Below are 17,173 nucleotides of genomic sequence, written 5' to 3'. Positions count from 1 at the left end.
AGCTTTACAGCTTAAATGATCCCTCGACATGCTCGACCACTTCCAGGTCAAAGCCCGACAGACCAATATATTTTTTTTGGGTACCCATTACTTTTAAGCGTCTGACGCCCAGATCGGCCAGAATTCTCGACCCGGTGCCTGTGGTACGCCAGTCCGGCCCCTCGTAGGCGGATTGACCGTCCCTAATGCCGTTATCCTGCATTTGGTAATGATGTATCAGTTCTACCAGCGCTTTATTATTTTCATTACTACGAACAATAACCAATACTCCGCGTCCGGCCTCGGCAATTTTGCACAGTGCTTCACGGATCGGCACCATGCAATCGCTACGTAACGAGAAAAACAAGTCATCAATCAAGTTTCGGGCATGTACCCGGACTAAAACCGGGTCGTCGCCGGCCACATCTCCCATTACCAAGGCCAGATGTACATTATCGTCATTCCGGTCTTGATAGGCATATAGTTTAAATAAGCCGAACTCGGTGGGATAGTGGCACTCACTAATACGTTCCAGGGTGTTTTCGTGACGGATGCGGTAATGAATCAGATCGGCAATAGTGCCTATTTTTAAATCGTGTTGTGCCGCAAATAGCTCCAAATCGGGCCGGCGTGCCATGCTGCCGTCGTCATTCAGAATCTCGACTATCACTGCCGCTGGTTCCACTCCGGCCAGTCGTGCCAAATCGCAACCCGCTTCAGTATGGCCGGCCCGATTTAACACGCCGCCGGGTTGGGCCATCAATGGAAAAATATGGCCAGGCTGCACCAGATCACTGGGTTGAGCATTTTTTGATACTGCAGATTGGATGGTTAACGCCCGGTCGGCAGCGGAAATTCCTGTTGTCACTCCCTGTGCCGCTTCAATTGAAACGGTAAAATTGGTGGTATAAGGCGTTTGATTGTCGCTAACCATCAAAGGTAAACGTAATTGTTGACAACGCTCGCGGGTCAAGGTTAGACAAATCAAGCCTCGACCGTATTTGGCCATAAAGTTGACATCTTCAGGACGGGTGAAAGTCGCGGCCATCAACAGATCACCTTCATTTTCGCGGCTCTCGTCATCCATTATGATGACCATTTTGCCCTGACGTAGATCGGTAATGATTTCTTCTATGCTATTCATTTGATAAAGCCACTGTTTTGTAAAAAGGTCTCGGTAATGGAGCCCTGATATTTTGCTGCTGTGTCACCCTGCATTAAACGCTCCAGATAACGGGCCAACAAATCGACTTCCAGATTGACCTCTGTCCCGACATTGGTCGTTCCCAATGTGGTTTCTAATAAGGTATGCGGCACAATGTTGACGCTAAAGTAAGCGCCTTCCACTTGATTGACAGTTAAGCTGATGCCGTCTATGCAAATCGAACCTTTTTCAGCTATGTATTTGGCTAAATTATCTGGTGCTTTAAATTTAAACCGGATTGAACGACCATCTGCCTGTTTTTCCAAGACTTTACCAATGCCGTCCACATGGCCGCTGACAATATGACCACCCAGTCGGCTGCTAGGGGTTAAAGCCAGTTCCAGATTCACAGCTCTGCCGATGCTGGCGGTTGCCAGCGTCGTTCGTGTCAGTGTTTCATTTGAAATATCGGCGCAAAAATGGTGGTCGCCCAGTTCTACGGCAGTCAAACATACACCGTTAACAGCAATGCTGTCACCTAAGCCGGCTTCGGCAAGGGATAGTTTGCCTGTGGAGATTTTTAGACGATAATCCCCGCCGCGAGCCTGCACGGCGGCAATAGTGCCGACTGAGAGAATAATGCCTGTAAACATAATGATTATGTAGGTGTCTGCGAAGTAAATGTCAAACGTAAATCCGGACCAATCTGGCGGATATTCAGTAAATTCAGTTGTTTCTTCTGTGTCATGGTTTGTATGCCCGGCAGATGGAATAAGCCGCGACCTTGATCACCCAGAATGCAAGTGGCCATATAGATCAGCCATTCATCAACCAGATTGCTTTCCAGCAGCGCACCATTAAGGGTTGCCCCCGCTTCCACCCAGGCCGTATTGATTTGCTGGGCGGCTAACAATTTAAAGACTTCATGTAAGTTCGGGCGCTGGTTAACGGCAGTTACCTGCCAGATTTTACAGCCTGCATCTTGCAATTGGCGCTGCTTGAGCAAGTTGTCGCTACAGGTAAATAACCAGGTTTCGCTTCGATTTTGCAGCATTTTTGCAGTTAGGGGCATGCGTAAATGCGTATCCAGTACAACTGTTACCGGTTCCACCAGATCAAAATCAACGCGGGCGTTCAGTTGTGGATCATCATGAAGTACAGTACCTATCCCCGTGATAATTGCACTGCTGGCGGCGCGCCAACGCTGCACATCCTGACGGGATTGTGCCGAGGTAATCCAACGGCTTTCACCGGAGGCTAGGGCAGTACGGCCATCCATACTCATTGCCAGTTTGCTGGTAATCCACGGCAGTCCCTGCTGCATACGTTTAAAAAAACCACGATTCAATTGCATTGCTTCCTGCTGCAATAAGCCTTGTTCCACGCTGATACCGGCGGCGCGTAATTTCTGTAAACCTTGACCAGAGACTAGTGGATTAGGGTCTGACATGGCCACCACTACCCGACCGATACCGGCGTCTATTAGTGCGTCACAGCATGGCCCGGTTCGGCCATAATGGCTGCATGGTTCCAGAGTAACGTAAGCGGTCGCACCGCGTGCATCATGAGTTTTATTCAAAGCATGGATTTCGGCATGGGCTTGGCCGGCACGTTGGGTCCAGCCTTCAGCAATAATAACGCCCTTTTTTACCAACACACAGCCCACATGAGGGTTCGGGTCAGTGGTGTATTGGCCTTGAGTTGCCAGATTTAGCGCTCGAGCCATGAAGCCGGCGTCATCACTATTCGTCATGCTTTTGCAAGTTTTCGATCATTTCGGTAAATTCACTGACATCCTGAAAACTGCGATAGACTGAAGCAAACCGTACAAAAGCCACATGATCTAGGGCGCGTAATTCTTTCATAACCAGTTCACCCAATTCCAGCGCCGGAATTTCCCTGTCACCTTTGACTTGCAAAGTTTTCTTGATACGGCTGAGTGCAGCTTCTACAGCATCGGCCTGGACCGGGCGTTTTTCTAGGGCGCGTTGCATTCCAGCCCGCAGTTTGTTTTCATCAAAGCTCTGACGGTCGCCGTTGCGTTTAATAATGCGCGGCAAGCTTAATTCCACAGTTTCAAAGGTAGTGAAACGCTCTTTGCAGGCTGAGCATTCCCGGCGACGTTTGACTTGGTCGCCTTCGTCGGCCAAGCGGGTGTCTATGACCCTGGTATCTTGTGCAGAGCAAAACGGACAACGCATGGTAATCGTTAAACCTGAGTTCAAAGGTCACGTATTCTATTACAGATTAGTGTTTATTGAAATTGTACCGGTGGTCGTTGACTAAGCCTCAGCAGGCTGAAAACAGGTTTAATTACGGAGCTCCGAGAGAATTCAACAGAAAATTTGCTCTAAGGCAGATCAGGATAAGCATCGGAAATGCGTAAATTCAACCGATTTTTGGTTTTTGATGACAGTCTGAATCGGGGGGTTTTGGTTAATGCTGAAAAATGGACAATCTCAATAAAAACTTAATTTTATCATATAATTGGAGGTGAAAGTGTTTTTACTGAGCAGTGTAAAAATGGGGGGTCAATTTTTTTTTTAAATAAAGTTTTGACACAAAACAAATTTAGGTGTAAAAAATACCCCGTCGACTTAAAAATAATTCTAAATTTCGACATACAACTCGAGTTGCCCCTTAGTAAAGGGCTATTACAACAATCTTTAGAGAGGATTTAAAAATGGCTGAACAAGAAAAAGATAATACCTGGGCTGTCGTTATTGGCGTTACAGTAGTCGCCATTGCTGGTGTATTGTGGCTGAAAGCTGATGAAACCAAGCATTTGAAATACAGTGCACAAACCGACATCTCTAGCGAAGCTCAAACCTTGGCTAAACACAAAGACTTCAATAATGATGTATTAAGCCAAGCAAAATAAATTTTTGCAATAAGAATAATAATAAATTTATCCAATATTAGCCATCGTCTGTTAACACAGACGATGGCTTTTTTATTTGTGGCGTAGCGGTTTCCCGTTACATCGCATATCAATCCAGTATCATTACTGTCAATTGCATTTGATTTTGCCTGCTGTCTTTTATGTTGGTACTGGTAAAATGCACGTTTTCAACTCAGTAGCACAGCAAACAATGGATGTCATTCTACGTATTGCCGAAGAACTTTCTGTCAGACCTCAACAAGTTACTGCCGCAGTGGCTTTGCTTGATGAAGGTGCAACCGTGCCGTTTATTGCGCGTTACCGCAAAGAAGTGACCGGAGGTTTAGATGATACCCAGTTGCGTAACCTGGAACAGCGTCTGGGGTATTTAAGAGAGCTGAATCAGCGCCGCGAGAGTATTCTTGACAGTATACGCGAACAGGGCAAGCTCTCCGCTGAACTAGAACAAAGCCTGCTTGCTGCAGATACCAAAACTCTGCTGGAGGATTTGTACTTACCTTATAAGCCTAAGCGCCGTACCAAAGCCCAAATTGCCCGGGAAGCAGGATTGGAGCCATTGGCGGATGCCTTATTGGAAAATCGAAGTTTGATACCAGAACAAGCTGCGTTGGCTTATATTGATGCAGATAAAGGCGTGGTCGATGTGCTTGCCGCCTTGGATGGCGCTCGTCAGATAATTATGGAACGAGTAAGTGAAGCTGCAGAATTGTTGAGCGAGTTGCGAGAACGAATCTGGAGCAAAGGCATACTCCATGCCACGGTAATCAGCGGCAAAACCGCTGAGGCAGCCAAGTTCACAGATTATTTTGATTACAGTGAAGCAATCAGCAAGATTCCGTCTCATCGTGCCTTAGCTTTGTTTCGAGGGCGTAATGAAGATTTGCTGACTTTGACTTTAAAAGCGGGCGAACAAGATCAGGAAGAACAACAAATTTGTACCCAATTTGTGGCTCGCTATTTGAATGTTGCTGATATTAATCGGCCAGCCGATGCCTGGCTGGCCGAGACAGCCCGATTTGCCTGGAAAATAAAATTATTTACCCGCATTGATTTGGATTTAAAGCTACGGTTACGTGAGGCGGCTGAACAGGAAGCTATCAGAGTGTTTGCCGGCAATTTACGCGATTTATTACTGGCGGCTCCGGCGGGTCCAAAAACCACGATGGGGTTGGATCCCGGTATCCGTACTGGCGTAAAAGTGGCTATAGTTGATGCTACCGGCAAAGTATTGGCAACCGATACCATTTATCCTCATCCACCAAAAAATCAGTGGCAGCAATCGATTACCGTGTTGGTTGGATTGATAAAACAGCATCGCGTGGATTTAGTCAGTATAGGTAATGGCACCGGTTCTCGTGAGACCGATCAATTGATTGGTGATTTGATGAAGCTGCATACTGATTTAGCAATTCATAAGGTCACCGTATCTGAAGCTGGGGCTTCGGTTTACTCGGCATCGGAACTGGCGGCCAAAGAGTTTCCTGAACTGGATGTTTCCTTGCGCGGAGCGGTTTCGATTGCTCGGCGCTTGCAGGATCCTTTGGCTGAATTAGTAAAAATTGAGCCTAAAGCCATTGGGGTTGGTCAATATCAACATGATGTCAATCAACTGCAATTGGCCCGGATGCTGGATACCGTGGTTGAGGATTGTGTAAATGCTATTGGGGTCGATGTCAACACAGCTTCTGCAGCCCTGCTAAAACAAGTGTCGGGTTTGTCCGGCAGTATCAGTGAAAATATTGTGGCTTACCGGAATGTAAATGGTCCATTTCTGAATCGCAAGCAGTTGAAAAAGGTGCCGCGTTTTGGCGAAAAAGCTTATGAGCAGGCCGCTGGTTTTTTGCGCATCATGGTTGGTGATAATCCGCTGGATGCTTCGGCTGTTCATCCGGAGGCCTATCCGGTCGTGAATGCTATTTTGGATGATACCGGCAAATCTATTCAGGAATTAATTGGTCAGAGCCACTTCTTGCGCAGTCTAAAACCAGCAAACTACATTAACAGTGAATTCGGTTTGCCAACGGTTGTCGATATATTGCAGGAACTGGAAAAACCGGGGCGGGATCCGCGTCCTGAGTTTAAGAGCGTGCAATTCAAAGCCGGCATAGAAAAAATCACCGATTTACAGCCGGGTATGTTGCTGGAAGGGGTGGTGACCAACGTAGCCAATTTTGGGGCTTTCGTTGATATTGGAGTACATCAGGATGGTTTGGTACATATTTCGCATCTGGCTGATGATTTTGTCAAGGATCCGCGCGTAGTGGTCAAAACCGGTGATATGGTCAAAGTACGAGTGTTGGAGATTGATGTTGCCCGGCAGCGAATTTCTTTGAGCATGAAGAAAAATCTTGATGGCAGTGAAATTGTGCGCAGTGAAAAACCGGCAAAAAACGTGCAGAAAGTTAAGTCACAGCCGCAATTGGATAATACTTTGCGGAATGCTTTTGCCAAGGCATTAGGCAAATAACAGTCGTCGGCAAGGATTGCTGAAAAAGACCAGTAAAACCTAATGGTTTGTGTCCCCCTTTGAAAAGGGGGATTGCTAATTTATTTTGCGATATCGTTATTGTTGCAGATATTCGGCCAGTTTAGCTTGAACTAGCGCATCGTAATGACGTTTGAGCGTGGCGTCACTAGGCTTTGGTGGTAACTGAGCGCTAATGCTGGCTTGCAACTGAGTTAGAAAGTGCCGTTTCAAGGTAGAGTCTTCCGGGATAGTGGCTTTTAAGCTTGGAATTGGGCTGGAGGTTGTGGATGTTTCGGGTTCAGCGGATATTGATATGCTAGACAAAGGTTCAGCAGCTATTTCTGCTGTCTCCGACTCAATTTGGATGGTGCTGGCTGTAGTGTGCAGGCCGATTTCAGCGGTATCGTCTAAAGCAGCGATCTGGTTTGCAGGTGTTACTTGGGGTAATTGACTGGCTAACTGACTTTCATAATGCCGACGTAAACTGGCATCTGTCGGGTAAGGGTTGGTGATGGCGAGTTTTTCTGCGGCACGGTTGCTCAAGTAATGCCGTTTTAGAGCCGAGTCTTCAGGTATCCAGTCAGGATTAGCTGTGAACGTTGATTCCAGTTGAGTCTTAGTGCTGGGAATGGATTCAAGCAAGTCAGTCTGCAGCGTTGTTGCTTTTGTCGGTATTTCTGGATCAATAGCCGGGGCAGGACTGATAGTTTGCTGGCCTTTAGTTTTGGCCGATTTATGTTTGATTTGATAAAACAATGCGGCAATTATAATTAATACCACTAATATCTCTATAAAGTTCATTTTACGCCTCCTCTTAATTCTTATAATTTGGCTACATCTAGTGTAGCTTTCGTTTCAATATGCAATAAACGGTAGCAATCCAGTGCGGCGCTTGCATTGTCCATTGTGGCGCATATTGTACTGGAATCACGGAGTTTTGATGCACCTATCGAATTCGGCAAGTTAAACAGTTTTGATTTCAGTTGCTGGTTGAGGTTGTCGGCTAAGCTGAAGTTCAAGTTTTTGGGGCTCACAAACTGGCCTTGATTTTTTTTGATCTACATTTGTTCTTATTGCGTTCTTGTGGTATTCTTTTAAAGAACAAATTGGAAACAAAAATGCATACATTGACGCGTAAACAAAAAGAAATTCTGGATTTTCTGTTGAATAGTCAGGATGATTTTCTGCATCCACCTACCCTAGACGAATTATGTGCAGCGATGGGCTTGAAATCACGTGGTTCTATGCACCACCAAATTAAGGCCTTGATCGACGCGGAATATATTGAGCCATCTGAGCGCAAACAGCGGGGTATTCGTTTAACCGCCCGGGCAAAATCCTTGATTATTCCTGCCGATACAAACGCTCTGCCTTTTGTTGGAGTCATTGCTGCCGGTATGCCTATTGAAGCGATTGAAAATATCACTTACATGACAATTCCTGAACAAATTAAAACCGAAAATCCCTGTTACGTGCTTAAAGTCAAAGGTGACTCTATGGTCGAAGAAGGTATTTTTGACGGCGATTGGGTAATTATTGAACAACGCAGCCACGCTCGTAACGGCGAAATTGTGGTGGCCTTGGTGGATAAGGCCGAAGCCACATTGAAATTTATCGAGCAATATCCGCATGAAACCTTACTGATTCCTGCTAATTCCAAAATGGAAGCCATGCGCTACAAGCCACAGCAAGTGGAAATTCAGGGTGTATTAGTCGGACAAATGCGCAGTTATATCCATCATTAGAGGAGTAGTACCATGATATACAATACCGTTCATATGCGCGATCAAAAAGCTAATCAACTGGCCAGAATTAGTCGAACCAATAAACAGGCGATGCTTAATTTGGTCGAAGAAATTATCCTGGTTGTCGTGTTGTGGGGAATGTTTTTTCTGACTATATTGTCGTGATTCTATGTTTAGCAAGCCATCAGATCATTAATGTACAAATTGATATTTTTTGTGCCGGCCAGTCATCTTGAACAAGTCAAGTCTGCCTTGTTCGATGCTGGTGCGGGTCAATACCAGGGTTATGATCAATGCTGCTGGCAGGTCTTGGGTACCGGTCAGTTTCGGCCTTTACCCGGCAGCACTCCATTTTTGGGCAGTGTCAGCCGTTTGGAAACAATCAGTGAATACAAGGTCGAGCTGATTTGCGCCGAGCATTTAATAAAAAATGTTTTGCAGGTTTTATTAAATGTTCATCCTTACGAACAGCCCGCTTATGAGGTTTACCAAATACTGAGTAGTGGGGATTTTGGCTAGTTGGGGCAGCCATTGATTTCCCTACCCCTTGAAAAATTGGGGTAGGGCTTGGGTTTTGAAAGCCAAGTCAATCAGTTGTTAGTGGGGGTGTTATTACATATGGATAACTGCTGTATGACTTTATGGTTTTAAGGCGGTTGCTTCGGCTGCCCGGCGCGTAATTTCTGCCCAATCGCCAGCATCAACCAGACTGGCCGGTGCCATCCAGGAGCCGCCAACACATGCCACATTGCTTAGTGACAAATATTCATGGGCATTTTTAGGGTTAATCCCGCCGGTTGGGCAAAAAGTGACTTGCGGCAACGGACCACCTATGGATTTCAGCATGGGAATACCACCAGCTGCGTCAGCAGGAAAAAATTTCATGGCGGTAACGCCGCGATCCAATAAACGCATCACTTCGCTAGGGGTAACTACCCCAGGTAGAATAGGTACTCCAGAGTTAAGCGCTGCAGTCAGTAAACTGTCAGTGACACCAGGGCTGACCAGGAATTCTGAACCTGCTTCCAGTGCGGCATCTAGGGTTTGCAGATTGATTATAGTACCGGCTCCTACAATTGCGCCAGGTACTTCAGCCTTAATTTGGCGTATTGCTTCCAGGGCTGCCGGGGTGCGTAAGGTGATTTCCAGAACTTTCAGGCCTCCGGCGACAAGTGCCCGCGCCAAAGGAACAGCCTGATCCAGCTGATTGATGACCATTACCGGAATGACTGGTGAGGTGGTCATGACTTCTTGAATGGATACCGTCATGTTAAATTCCTAGCTGAGTTAGTCGTTAAAAAAAAGGTTGCATGCGCCTGTTTCGGCTGATGAAGCGTGAGCTCTGAAGCTGCCGAATAATTCTCGGCCCATACCGAAATGGTGGCCAGTACTATGGTTAGCGACCGGGATGCGCGCAGCAAATTCTGCAGCATCGACCAGTGCGTTTACTTCACCGGTTTGAGTGTTTAGTGAAATGATGTCACCGTCCTGAACCTTTGCCAGCGGGCCGCCATCGAGACATTCCGGGCACATGTGTATGGCTGAGGGCACTTTGCCGGAAGCTCCGGACATGCGACCATCAGTAATTAGAGCTACTTTGAAACCTTTATCTTGTAAAACGCCCAGCGGAGGTGTCAATTTATGCAGTTCAGGCATGCCATTGGCTTTTGGCCCTTGAAAACGTAATACAACGATACAGTCTTTTTCAAGTTCTCCGCGTTTGAAAGCGGCTACCACGTCATCCTGGTCGTCAAAAACCACCGCAGGGGCCGTTACCACTTGATGTTGTTCGGCAACGGCAGAAATTTTTGAAACACCACGCCCCAAATTGCCGTGCATTACATGTAAACCTCCGCCGGCAGCAAAGGGTTGCTTGACACTGCTGATAATACCTGGGTCCTGAGAACCATCCGGACCGGGATGCCATTGCAGTTCACCGTCCAGCAGTTTTGGTTCTTGGCTATATTGGGCCAAGCCACGCTGATCACCTATGGTTAACACATCCCCATGCAACAGACCGTTGTCCAACAATTCAGCAATCAAAACACTCATGCCGCCTGCGGCTTGAAACTGATTGATATCAGCTGAACCGTTAGGGTAAATTTTTGTCAACAACGGGATGATTTTTGAGAGTTTGTGGAAATCGTCCCAGTTGATGATGACTCCCGCAGCTCTGGCAATCGCAATTAAATGTAAAGTGTGGTTGGTGGAGCCACCAGTGGCCAATAAGCCGATCACGGCATTCAGTATGGCTTTTTCATCTATCACATGGCCTATGGGACGGAAGTCGTCAGCCAGAGAGGTAAACTTCAGCACTTGTCTTGCTGCCGCTTTGGTTAATTCATCTCTAAGCGGTGTGTAAGGATTGATGAAAGAGCTGCCGGGTAAATGCAAACCCATAATCTCGACCATCATCTGGTTACTGTTGGCGGTACCATAAAATGTGCAGGTGCCTGGGCTATGATATGACTGGGATTCAGACTCCAGTAATTCTTTGCGGCCAACTTTGCCTTCGGCATAAAGCTGGCGAATCCGCACTTTTTCTTTATTGGCCAGGCCGGTAGGCATTGGGCCGGCAGGTACAAAAACGGCGGGCAGGTGTCCGAAACTGAGAGCCCCTATTAATAGTCCTGGTACAATTTTATCGCATACGCCTAAATATAATGCGCCATCAAACATATTGTGACTGAGGCCGATGGCCGTGGCCATGGCGATGACATCGCGGCTGAACAAGGACAATTCCATGCCGGGTTGACCTTGAGTGACCCCGTCACACATGGCCGGTACGCCTCCGGCGAATTGAGCGACTCCACCGGATTCATGAATGGCTTGTTTGATTAATGCCGGGTAGTCTTTGTAGGGTTCATGGGCCGATAACATGTCGTTATAAGCCGAAATGATGGCGATATTGGCTTTTTGAGCATGTGCCAAGTCGTCTTTTTCACTACTGGCACAGGCGGCAAAGCCGTGGGCCAGATTACCGCAAGCCAGTTTGGCGCGATAAGGACCGGATTCAATGCTGGCGGCTACTCTATCTAAATAGGCTGTGCGGCTTTCCCTGCTGCGTGCTATTACATCGGCGGTGATTGATTCTAAAATAGGATGCATAAGACTCCAGGGCAATGAAGAGATGTGATGGCTACTTGCAATGACTTGATACCCGAAGCTGCAAATAGTTAGTTAAATTTGCGCAATGATCTGTGCCGGTGACAGAATATAAGACTTAACATACAAATCTGGTAAGCTTATCGTTCCGGTTTGGAATCATCGCAGCAAATATCGACTTAAGGTGCCCAATACATTTCTACCGGGACTTTTTCCTGATTAAGCAGGGCGCGAATCGGCATGTCTTCCACTGCTCCCGGTTTCATGGCTTGATCGAAAACTTCCAGTTTGTCTTCACCGGTAATTAAAATAATCAAACGTTCACATTTCAGTAAGCCGGCCACTGTCAACGACATGCGTTCTGTATTAGGGCCTGTGACTGGACTGGCTTTGGCGTTAATGGCAGCGGTAAGTTGATCGCTTTCGGCATTTAAAGCATTACGCAAACCTGTGGCATGCGGGAACAACGATGCAGTATGTCCGTCATTGCCCATGCCGACAATAGCCACCGTAAACGGTTGAGGCAAGCTGCGATATCGGCCTTCTGTTTCACTTTGGCCCTTGCTTGCGCGTTGATCAGCAGTTTTCATGCCCACGAATGTTGCCGCCTTGGCATTATTAATCAGCAAGCTACGCTTAATTAAGGCTTCATTGCTGGCTATGTGTTGCGCGTCTACCCAGCGTTCGTCTACAAGGGCAACTTTTATTTTTTTCCAGGCCAGCTCTGTTTTCGATAGAGCTTCGTAAAGTGGAGCCGGGGTACTGCCGCCAGAAACGAGTAAGGTTGCGCTGCCGTGTTTGCTGATGGATTCCGATAGAATATCTTGACATTCAGCAGTCAAAGCGGTCAACAAATGACTACGATTCTCGAAGTGAAATTCTCTAAGCATGGTAGTTTTCTCAAATATCAAAACTGAATTTATTCTTCCCAACCACGGCCATCTCTGGCCAGCAAGGCTACTGAAGCGAGTGGTCCCCAGCTTCCAGCCGGGTAAGGTTTTGGTGCAGTGTGATTATTAGCCCAAGCCGACAGGATTGAATCAACCCAAATCCAGGCCTGTTCAATTTCTTCGCGGCTTAAAAATAAAGTTGGGTTACCGCGTAAGGCTTCCAAAATCAGTTTTTCATAGCCGCCAAAGATGCGGTTGTTTTTAAATGTCTCCGAAAAGCTTAAGTCCAATTTTGTATTTTGCAATTTAATATTGCCGTCTATGCCGGGGACTTTGTTAAGCATCATCACTTCTACGCCTTCATTCGGCTGTAAGTGAATCACCAGTTTGTTGGCTGGTAGATTGCGGAAGCTATCTTTAAAAATATTGTGCGGCAACTGTTTAAAGTTGACAACAATTTCAGTGCGTTTATTAGGTGTACGTTTGCCTGTGCGCATGTAAAAAGGTACGCCGGCCCAACGCCAGTTGTCGATGTCTACCCGGATGGCGACAAATGTTTCGGTGGTACTGGAAACATTGGCGCCGACCTCTTCCAGATAACCAGGAACTTCTTTACCGTTGACATAGCCGCTGGTGTATTGGCCTCTGACGGTTTTTTCTTCTACATTACGTGCAGTAATGGGTCTGAGCGCTTTCAATACCTTGATTTTTTCACTATGTATGCTTTCAGCAGATAAATCGGCAGGTGGTTCCATAGCAACGAAGGTTAAGATTTGCAGCAAGTGATTTTGCAGCATATCGCGTAATTGCCCGGTTTTATCAAAATATTCCCAGCGACCTTCTATGCCGATATCTTCACCAACAGTAATTTGGATATGATCTATGGTGTTGTGATTCCAGTTAGTGGTGAATATGGAATTCGCGAAGCGCAGTGCTAATAAGTTCAGCACGGTCTCTTTACCTAGATAGTGGTCTATTCGGTAAACCTGCTCCTCTTTAAAAACCTCGGTGACCACGTCATTGATTTCTTTTGACGATTTAAGGTCGTGGCCGATGGGTTTTTCCATGACCAGACGGGTTTCGGAATTAATCACGCCACTACTGTGCAGGCCTTGGCAAATACTTTTGAACAGAAAGGGCGCTACCGCCAGATAATTGACCATTACCCGGCTTTCAGGTTCAAGTACTGAATGCAGTTGCTGGTATTCTGCGGCCTGAGTAAGATCGATTTTCAAATAGGATAGGCGTTGGGAAAATTGTGCCCAAATCTTATCGTCAATTTCATTGTTTAAAAAAGATTGTAAGCTTTTATAAGCAATATCAATAAAACCCTGGCTGGTTTCCGCAAGTCTATCTACCCCGATAATACGGGTGTCGGCTTCGATAAGATTATGCTTTTCCAGGCGATATAGTGAAATCAATAGCTTGCGTTTGGATAAGTCGCCTAATGCGCCATATATGACAAAATCGCAGGGTTTATAGGTATTGTTACTCATTGTGTTCTTAAATGTGGCTACGCAGCATAGACCGGCAATGTTGAAACACGCCGTGGATTGAGGAAGCGCTCAGGCAGAAGCCGCCAGATTTCCCAGTGTATTATAATGTTTCAGAGCAGGTATGAACAAGCTCAGCATTGAAAATAAGCTGGATATTTGCAATATTTAACCCCGGATAGCCGGACTTAAGTGGCTTTCCGCTGTTTATTTTTCCAGATGCGGTGTTTGGTCATGATATTTACCACTTCATCAACATCATCGGTAATGGTAATCAGATCCATTTCAGCGGCCGAAATAGTGCCGTCCGCCACCATTCTGGTCTTCATCCACTCAATCAGGCCAGTCCAAAAAGCGCTACCAAACAAGACCAGCGGAATAGGGTAGACCTTATGGGTTTGCATTAGAGTTAATGCCTCAAAAAATTCATCCAGAGTGCCAAACCCGCCAGGCATGCAGACGTAGCCCATTGAATAACGCACGAACATGACTTTACGGACAAAAAAATAGCGAAAATTTAGGGAAATACTTTGGTAAGGATTGGCCTTTTGCTCTGTCGGTAATTCAATGTTCAAACCAACTGAAGTCTGATTTTGCAGATGTGCGCCTTTATTGGCTGCTTCCATAATGCCTGGACCGCCGCCGCTGATAATGGCGAAATCGTGTTTGCTGAGCGCCTCAGCCAATTCCACTGTTTGCAGATAGTAAGGATGCTCTCTGTTAAGTCGCGCTGAGCCAAAAATAGAAATAGCATCGGGTAAGCCGCTGAGTTCATCAAAGCCTTCGGTAAATTCGCTGATAATCCGAAAAATTCGCCAGGATTGATCGCCTTTTAAATCTTCAATAATGCTATGGTTTTTAGAACGTTCGCGCCGGCTTTTTAAATTTGACATACTTTACTCGTCTGCAATCTCACTATGTTCTAGCACGTAATCACTGATAAGTACTAGATTGTTCCCGGTAATATTGGGAAATGACGGCATGAATGCTGAGCCGTGTAGGACTTTTTCCGATATATAATTTGCATTGGTGTTTTTGGCGTGCAACTGAAAAATACTGGCATTTGCAGCGGTTCGATGACATTGGCTGCAGGCTTCCAGATAGATTTGTTCGCCGTTGGCGTGATCGGCGGGTTGGTAGTCACGGGAACATGCGCTGATAAAAAACGGCAAAACCAATAGCCTGACGGCTTTAATCATAAGTCGTTCAGGCAGTAAATCAACCGTCCAGCCTGCAGAGTATGAGTTACTCGGCCTGTTAGGTTTTGTCCCCAATAAGGGGTGTTTCGGCCAGCGCTACGCCAATTCTGTACATCAACCCGCCAGATTTGGTGCGGATCAAAGATACAAATATCAGCTGGGGCGCCGGGTGTCAATACTCCGGTGGGTAAGCCCAGGATGGCAGCAGGGTTTTGAGTTAACAAAGCAATTGCCTGAGTCAGGCTAAGCCGATTTTGTCTTTGCAGTTCCAGCATTAGCGGTAACAAGGTTTCCAATGCAGCCACGCCCGGTTCGGTTTCTGGAAATGCCCCAAGCTTGGCGTCTAAGTCATGAGGTTGATGATCGGAGCTCACAGCATCCAAAACACCATTGATTAAGCTACTTAGCAATGCGCTCCGATCATTTTTGCTGCGCAAGGGCGGTATCACATGATAAGCACTGTCAAAGGGAATCATATCGTCTTCGGTCAGATGTAATTGATGAATGGCGACATCTGCACTGATTTGCAAACCATATTTTTTAGCCTGCTGAATTTTAATAATGGATTGTCGGCAACTGATTTGGCTGAAATGAACCCGGCAGCCGGTCAATTCTGCCAACTCCAGGCACTGAGCAATGGCGATGGATTCCGCCGCTTCTGGAATACCCGGTAATCCGTAACGGCTGGCTACTTCCCCTTCGTGAGCGCAGCCTTTGCCGCTTAAAGAGGCTTCGTTAGCGTGGTATATCAATAAAAGATTATGACTGCTGGCATATTCCATAGCCCGGCGCAAGATCAGCAGATTTGCCAAGGGTTCGCGGGCATTACTGACGGCAATGCAACCTGATTGTTTCAGGGCGAACATGGTACTAAGTTCGGTGCCGGCCAAACGTTGGGTCAAAGCTGCAATCGGGTACAGATTAGCATAACCGGCAATTTCGGCTTTATCCTTGATGTATTCAACTACTGCCGGGGTGTCGATGCAGGGTTTGGTGTCAGGAGGTAGGCACAAGCTTGTGATGCCTGCACTGGCAGCGGCCCGGCTTTCACTGGCTATATTGCCTTTCTGAGTATGGCCGGGTTCGCGCAAACGAACGCTCAAGTCAATGAAGCCTGGGCAAACTATGCGGTCATGGGCATCAATATGCTGTTCAGCCTGGAAATCGTTCGGAATGCTTAAGACAGACAAGATTTCGCCGTTGGCAATGCAGACTGGTCCTATCGCATCCACCTGATTCGCCGGATCAATGATCCGGCCATTACTGATTAAAATCCTGTTCATGCCGTTGTGGTTCCGTGGGCCGGGAAGGTCATGGACATCACAGCCATCCGTACTGCTATGCCGTTGCTGACTTGTTGCAAAATGACCGAGTGAGGGCCGTCTGCCACGCTGGACGCAATTTCCACGCCACGGTTGATTGGGCCGGGATGCATGACTACCACATCTGGTTTAGCGTACTTGAGCTTAGCTTCAGTAAGTCCGAAGCAGCGGAAATATTCACTTTCACTAGGTAGAAAAGCTGAATTCATACGTTCCTTCTGTAGTCGCAGCATAATAATGACATCGACATCCTGTAAACCTTCCGCCATATCCTGTAGATCAATTACTCCCATGCTGCGTACTTGAGTGGGCAGCAAGGTTTTGGGCGCAATCACTCTGACTTCCGCAACGCCTAGTGTATTCAAGGCCAGAATCTGGGAGCGGGCTACTCTAGAATGCAGGATGTCTCCGACAATGGCTATTTTCAGTCCGGCAAACTGTTTTTTATGCTGGCGTATGGTAAACATATCCAGCATTGCTTGGGTGGGGTGGGAGTGCTGACCATCACCGGCATTGATCACGCTGATATGAGGAGCCACATGTTGGGCAATAAAATGAGCCGCGCCGCTTAGCGCGTGCCGCACCACAAACATGTCGACATGCATGGCTTCCAGATTGCGGATGGTATCCAGCAAGCTTTCACCCTTAGATGTTGATGAAGTGGCGATATTCATGGTCAGCACATCAGCAGATAAACGGGTGGCGGCCAGCTCAAAGGTGGTACGGGTGCGGGTGCTGTTTTCAAAAAACAGATTGATGATGGTCTTGCCTCTGAGTAAAGGCACTTTTTTCACCTGCTTGCCGGACATATCAGCAAAAGATTCGGCGGTATCCAGTATTTCTGTCAGTAATTCCCGACTTAAGCCGTCGATAGTTAAAAAATGCTTGAGTTTGCCTTGTTCAGTTAATTGTAGATGCCTATGCATA

Annotated in this window: 18 protein-coding genes; 5 read left to right on the top strand and 13 right to left on the bottom strand. The window is 46.8% G+C overall.

What is annotated here, in order from left to right; genetic code table 11:
- Window positions 1-4: 4 nt before the first annotated feature.
- From ribBA to nrdR, 4 genes are read right to left on the bottom strand one after another with little or no spacing between them, the layout of a single operon-like run.
- Window positions 5-1,123 (bottom strand): bifunctional 3,4-dihydroxy-2-butanone-4-phosphate synthase/GTP cyclohydrolase II, encoded by a 1,119-nt coding sequence (ribBA, locus tag KEF85_RS13580; RefSeq protein ID WP_215581437.1) that lies wholly within the window; start codon window positions 1,121-1,123, stop codon window positions 5-7.
- Window positions 1,120-1,776 carry a riboflavin synthase gene (locus KEF85_RS13575; protein ID WP_215581435.1) on the bottom strand — a complete coding sequence of 219 codons (657 nt, stop codon included), beginning with the start codon at window positions 1,774-1,776 and terminating at the stop codon, window positions 1,120-1,122. Before KEF85_RS13575 ends, ribBA begins: the two co-directional genes overlap by 4 nt.
- 5 nt (window positions 1,777-1,781) lie before the next feature.
- Window positions 1,782-2,876, bottom strand: coding sequence for a bifunctional diaminohydroxyphosphoribosylaminopyrimidine deaminase/5-amino-6-(5-phosphoribosylamino)uracil reductase RibD (gene ribD / locus KEF85_RS13570; protein ID WP_215581433.1), 1,095 nt, complete (start codon window positions 2,874-2,876; stop codon window positions 1,782-1,784).
- Complete coding sequence (gene nrdR / locus KEF85_RS13565) at window positions 2,866-3,324, bottom strand: transcriptional regulator NrdR (RefSeq protein WP_215585175.1); 459 nt, start codon at window positions 3,322-3,324, stop codon at window positions 2,866-2,868. The genes ribD and nrdR overlap by 11 nt, the downstream gene beginning before the upstream one ends.
- 482 nt (window positions 3,325-3,806) lie before the next feature.
- Here nrdR and KEF85_RS13560 point away from each other — a divergent pair, with 482 nt between their 5' ends.
- A complete protein-coding gene (locus KEF85_RS13560) occupies window positions 3,807-4,004 on the top strand; it encodes a hypothetical protein (RefSeq protein ID WP_215581431.1) in 198 nt (65 codons plus the stop codon).
- A 211-nt stretch (window positions 4,005-4,215) separates the two neighbouring features.
- Window positions 4,216-6,492, top strand: a complete 2,277-nt coding sequence (locus tag KEF85_RS13555) for a Tex family protein (RefSeq protein WP_215581429.1) — start codon at window positions 4,216-4,218, stop codon at window positions 6,490-6,492.
- Between the two features lie 96 nt (window positions 6,493-6,588).
- On the opposite strand, the gene KEF85_RS13550 is transcribed toward KEF85_RS13555, so the two are convergent.
- On the bottom strand, window positions 6,589-7,293 hold the full coding sequence (locus tag KEF85_RS13550; protein WP_215581427.1) for a hypothetical protein: 705 nt from the start codon (window positions 7,291-7,293) through the stop codon (window positions 6,589-6,591).
- Between the two features lie 317 nt (window positions 7,294-7,610).
- Here KEF85_RS13550 and lexA point away from each other — a divergent pair, with 317 nt between their 5' ends.
- Genes lexA through KEF85_RS13535 form a run of 3 tightly spaced genes read left to right on the top strand, consistent with a single transcriptional unit; the run spans window position 7,611 to window position 8,756 of the window.
- Window positions 7,611-8,237: a transcriptional repressor LexA gene (gene lexA / locus KEF85_RS13545; RefSeq protein ID WP_215581425.1), complete on the top strand. Its 627-nt coding sequence runs from the start codon at window positions 7,611-7,613 to the stop codon at window positions 8,235-8,237.
- Window positions 8,238-8,249: 12 nt separating this feature from the next.
- A complete protein-coding gene (locus KEF85_RS13540) occupies window positions 8,250-8,402 on the top strand; it encodes a hypothetical protein (protein ID WP_215585236.1) in 153 nt (50 codons plus the stop codon).
- A gap of 30 nt (window positions 8,403-8,432) precedes the next feature.
- Window positions 8,433-8,756, top strand: a complete 324-nt coding sequence (locus KEF85_RS13535; RefSeq protein ID WP_215581423.1) for a YqfO family protein — start codon at window positions 8,433-8,435, stop codon at window positions 8,754-8,756.
- A 120-nt stretch (window positions 8,757-8,876) separates the two neighbouring features.
- On the opposite strand, the gene KEF85_RS13530 is transcribed toward KEF85_RS13535, so the two are convergent.
- The 8 genes from KEF85_RS13530 to KEF85_RS13495 all read right to left on the bottom strand — a co-directional run bounded on the left by KEF85_RS13530 (window position 8,877) and on the right by KEF85_RS13495 (window position 17,172).
- Window positions 8,877-9,506: a bifunctional 4-hydroxy-2-oxoglutarate aldolase/2-dehydro-3-deoxy-phosphogluconate aldolase gene (locus KEF85_RS13530; protein WP_215581421.1), complete on the bottom strand. Its 630-nt coding sequence runs from the start codon at window positions 9,504-9,506 to the stop codon at window positions 8,877-8,879.
- Between the two features lie 18 nt (window positions 9,507-9,524).
- Complete coding sequence (gene edd / locus KEF85_RS13525; RefSeq protein ID WP_215581419.1) at window positions 9,525-11,345, bottom strand: phosphogluconate dehydratase; 1,821 nt, start codon at window positions 11,343-11,345, stop codon at window positions 9,525-9,527.
- Between the two features lie 176 nt (window positions 11,346-11,521).
- Window positions 11,522-12,232, bottom strand: a complete 711-nt coding sequence (gene pgl, locus KEF85_RS13520) for a 6-phosphogluconolactonase (protein WP_215581416.1) — start codon at window positions 12,230-12,232, stop codon at window positions 11,522-11,524.
- A 29-nt stretch (window positions 12,233-12,261) separates the two neighbouring features.
- The gene (gene zwf, locus KEF85_RS13515) at window positions 12,262-13,728 is read right to left on the bottom strand and encodes a glucose-6-phosphate dehydrogenase (protein WP_215581414.1); all 1,467 of its coding nucleotides are present in this window, start codon (window positions 13,726-13,728) and stop codon (window positions 12,262-12,264) included.
- 185 nt (window positions 13,729-13,913) lie between these two features.
- A complete protein-coding gene (locus KEF85_RS13510; RefSeq protein ID WP_215581412.1) occupies window positions 13,914-14,618 on the bottom strand; it encodes an LOG family protein in 705 nt (234 codons plus the stop codon).
- 3 nt (window positions 14,619-14,621) lie between these two features.
- Window positions 14,622-14,924, bottom strand: a complete 303-nt coding sequence (locus KEF85_RS13505; RefSeq protein WP_215581409.1) for a c-type cytochrome — start codon at window positions 14,922-14,924, stop codon at window positions 14,622-14,624.
- Window positions 14,921-16,207 (bottom strand): dihydroorotase, encoded by a 1,287-nt coding sequence (locus KEF85_RS13500; protein ID WP_215581407.1) that lies wholly within the window; start codon window positions 16,205-16,207, stop codon window positions 14,921-14,923. Before KEF85_RS13500 ends, KEF85_RS13505 begins: the two co-directional genes overlap by 4 nt.
- Complete coding sequence (locus tag KEF85_RS13495; protein ID WP_215581405.1) at window positions 16,204-17,172, bottom strand: aspartate carbamoyltransferase catalytic subunit; 969 nt, start codon at window positions 17,170-17,172, stop codon at window positions 16,204-16,206. Before KEF85_RS13495 ends, KEF85_RS13500 begins: the two co-directional genes overlap by 4 nt.
- Between the last annotated feature and the right edge of the window lies 1 nt (window position 17,173).

The sequence above is a fragment of the Methylomonas paludis genome, from assembly GCF_018734325.1.
Lineage (GTDB): Bacteria > Pseudomonadota > Gammaproteobacteria > Methylococcales > Methylomonadaceae > Methylomonas > Methylomonas paludis.
This window is presented reverse-complemented; position numbering and strand designations above follow the sequence as displayed.

Excerpts from the sequence above, each read along its gene's own strand:
- zwf (WP_215581414.1), bottom strand. The coding sequence starts at position 13,728 with ATGAGTAACAATACCTATAAACCCTGCGATTTTGTCATATATGGCGCA.
- KEF85_RS13560 (WP_215581431.1), top strand. The coding sequence starts at position 3,807 with ATGGCTGAACAAGAAAAAGATAATACCTGGGCTGTCGTTATTGGCGTT.
- KEF85_RS13495 (WP_215581405.1), bottom strand. The coding sequence starts at position 17,172 with ATGCATAGGCATCTACAATTAACTGAACAAGGCAAACTCAAGCATTTT.
- lexA (WP_215581425.1), top strand. The coding sequence starts at position 7,611 with ATGCATACATTGACGCGTAAACAAAAAGAAATTCTGGATTTTCTGTTG.
- KEF85_RS13550 (WP_215581427.1), bottom strand. The coding sequence starts at position 7,293 with ATGAACTTTATAGAGATATTAGTGGTATTAATTATAATTGCCGCATTG.
- pgl (WP_215581416.1), bottom strand. The coding sequence starts at position 12,232 with ATGCTTAGAGAATTTCACTTCGAGAATCGTAGTCATTTGTTGACCGCT.
- KEF85_RS13510 (WP_215581412.1), bottom strand. The coding sequence starts at position 14,618 with ATGTCAAATTTAAAAAGCCGGCGCGAACGTTCTAAAAACCATAGCATT.
- KEF85_RS13540 (WP_215585236.1), top strand. The coding sequence starts at position 8,250 with ATGATATACAATACCGTTCATATGCGCGATCAAAAAGCTAATCAACTG.
- KEF85_RS13555 (WP_215581429.1), top strand. The coding sequence starts at position 4,216 with ATGGATGTCATTCTACGTATTGCCGAAGAACTTTCTGTCAGACCTCAA.
- KEF85_RS13500 (WP_215581407.1), bottom strand. The coding sequence starts at position 16,207 with ATGAACAGGATTTTAATCAGTAATGGCCGGATCATTGATCCGGCGAAT.
- ribBA (WP_215581437.1), bottom strand. The coding sequence starts at position 1,123 with ATGAATAGCATAGAAGAAATCATTACCGATCTACGTCAGGGCAAAATG.
- KEF85_RS13535 (WP_215581423.1), top strand. The coding sequence starts at position 8,433 with ATGTACAAATTGATATTTTTTGTGCCGGCCAGTCATCTTGAACAAGTC.
- KEF85_RS13530 (WP_215581421.1), bottom strand. The coding sequence starts at position 9,506 with ATGACGGTATCCATTCAAGAAGTCATGACCACCTCACCAGTCATTCCG.
- ribD (WP_215581433.1), bottom strand. The coding sequence starts at position 2,876 with ATGACGAATAGTGATGACGCCGGCTTCATGGCTCGAGCGCTAAATCTG.
- nrdR (WP_215585175.1), bottom strand. The coding sequence starts at position 3,324 with ATGCGTTGTCCGTTTTGCTCTGCACAAGATACCAGGGTCATAGACACC.
- edd (WP_215581419.1), bottom strand. The coding sequence starts at position 11,345 with ATGCATCCTATTTTAGAATCAATCACCGCCGATGTAATAGCACGCAGC.
- KEF85_RS13505 (WP_215581409.1), bottom strand. The coding sequence starts at position 14,924 with ATGATTAAAGCCGTCAGGCTATTGGTTTTGCCGTTTTTTATCAGCGCA.
- KEF85_RS13575 (WP_215581435.1), bottom strand. The coding sequence starts at position 1,776 with ATGTTTACAGGCATTATTCTCTCAGTCGGCACTATTGCCGCCGTGCAG.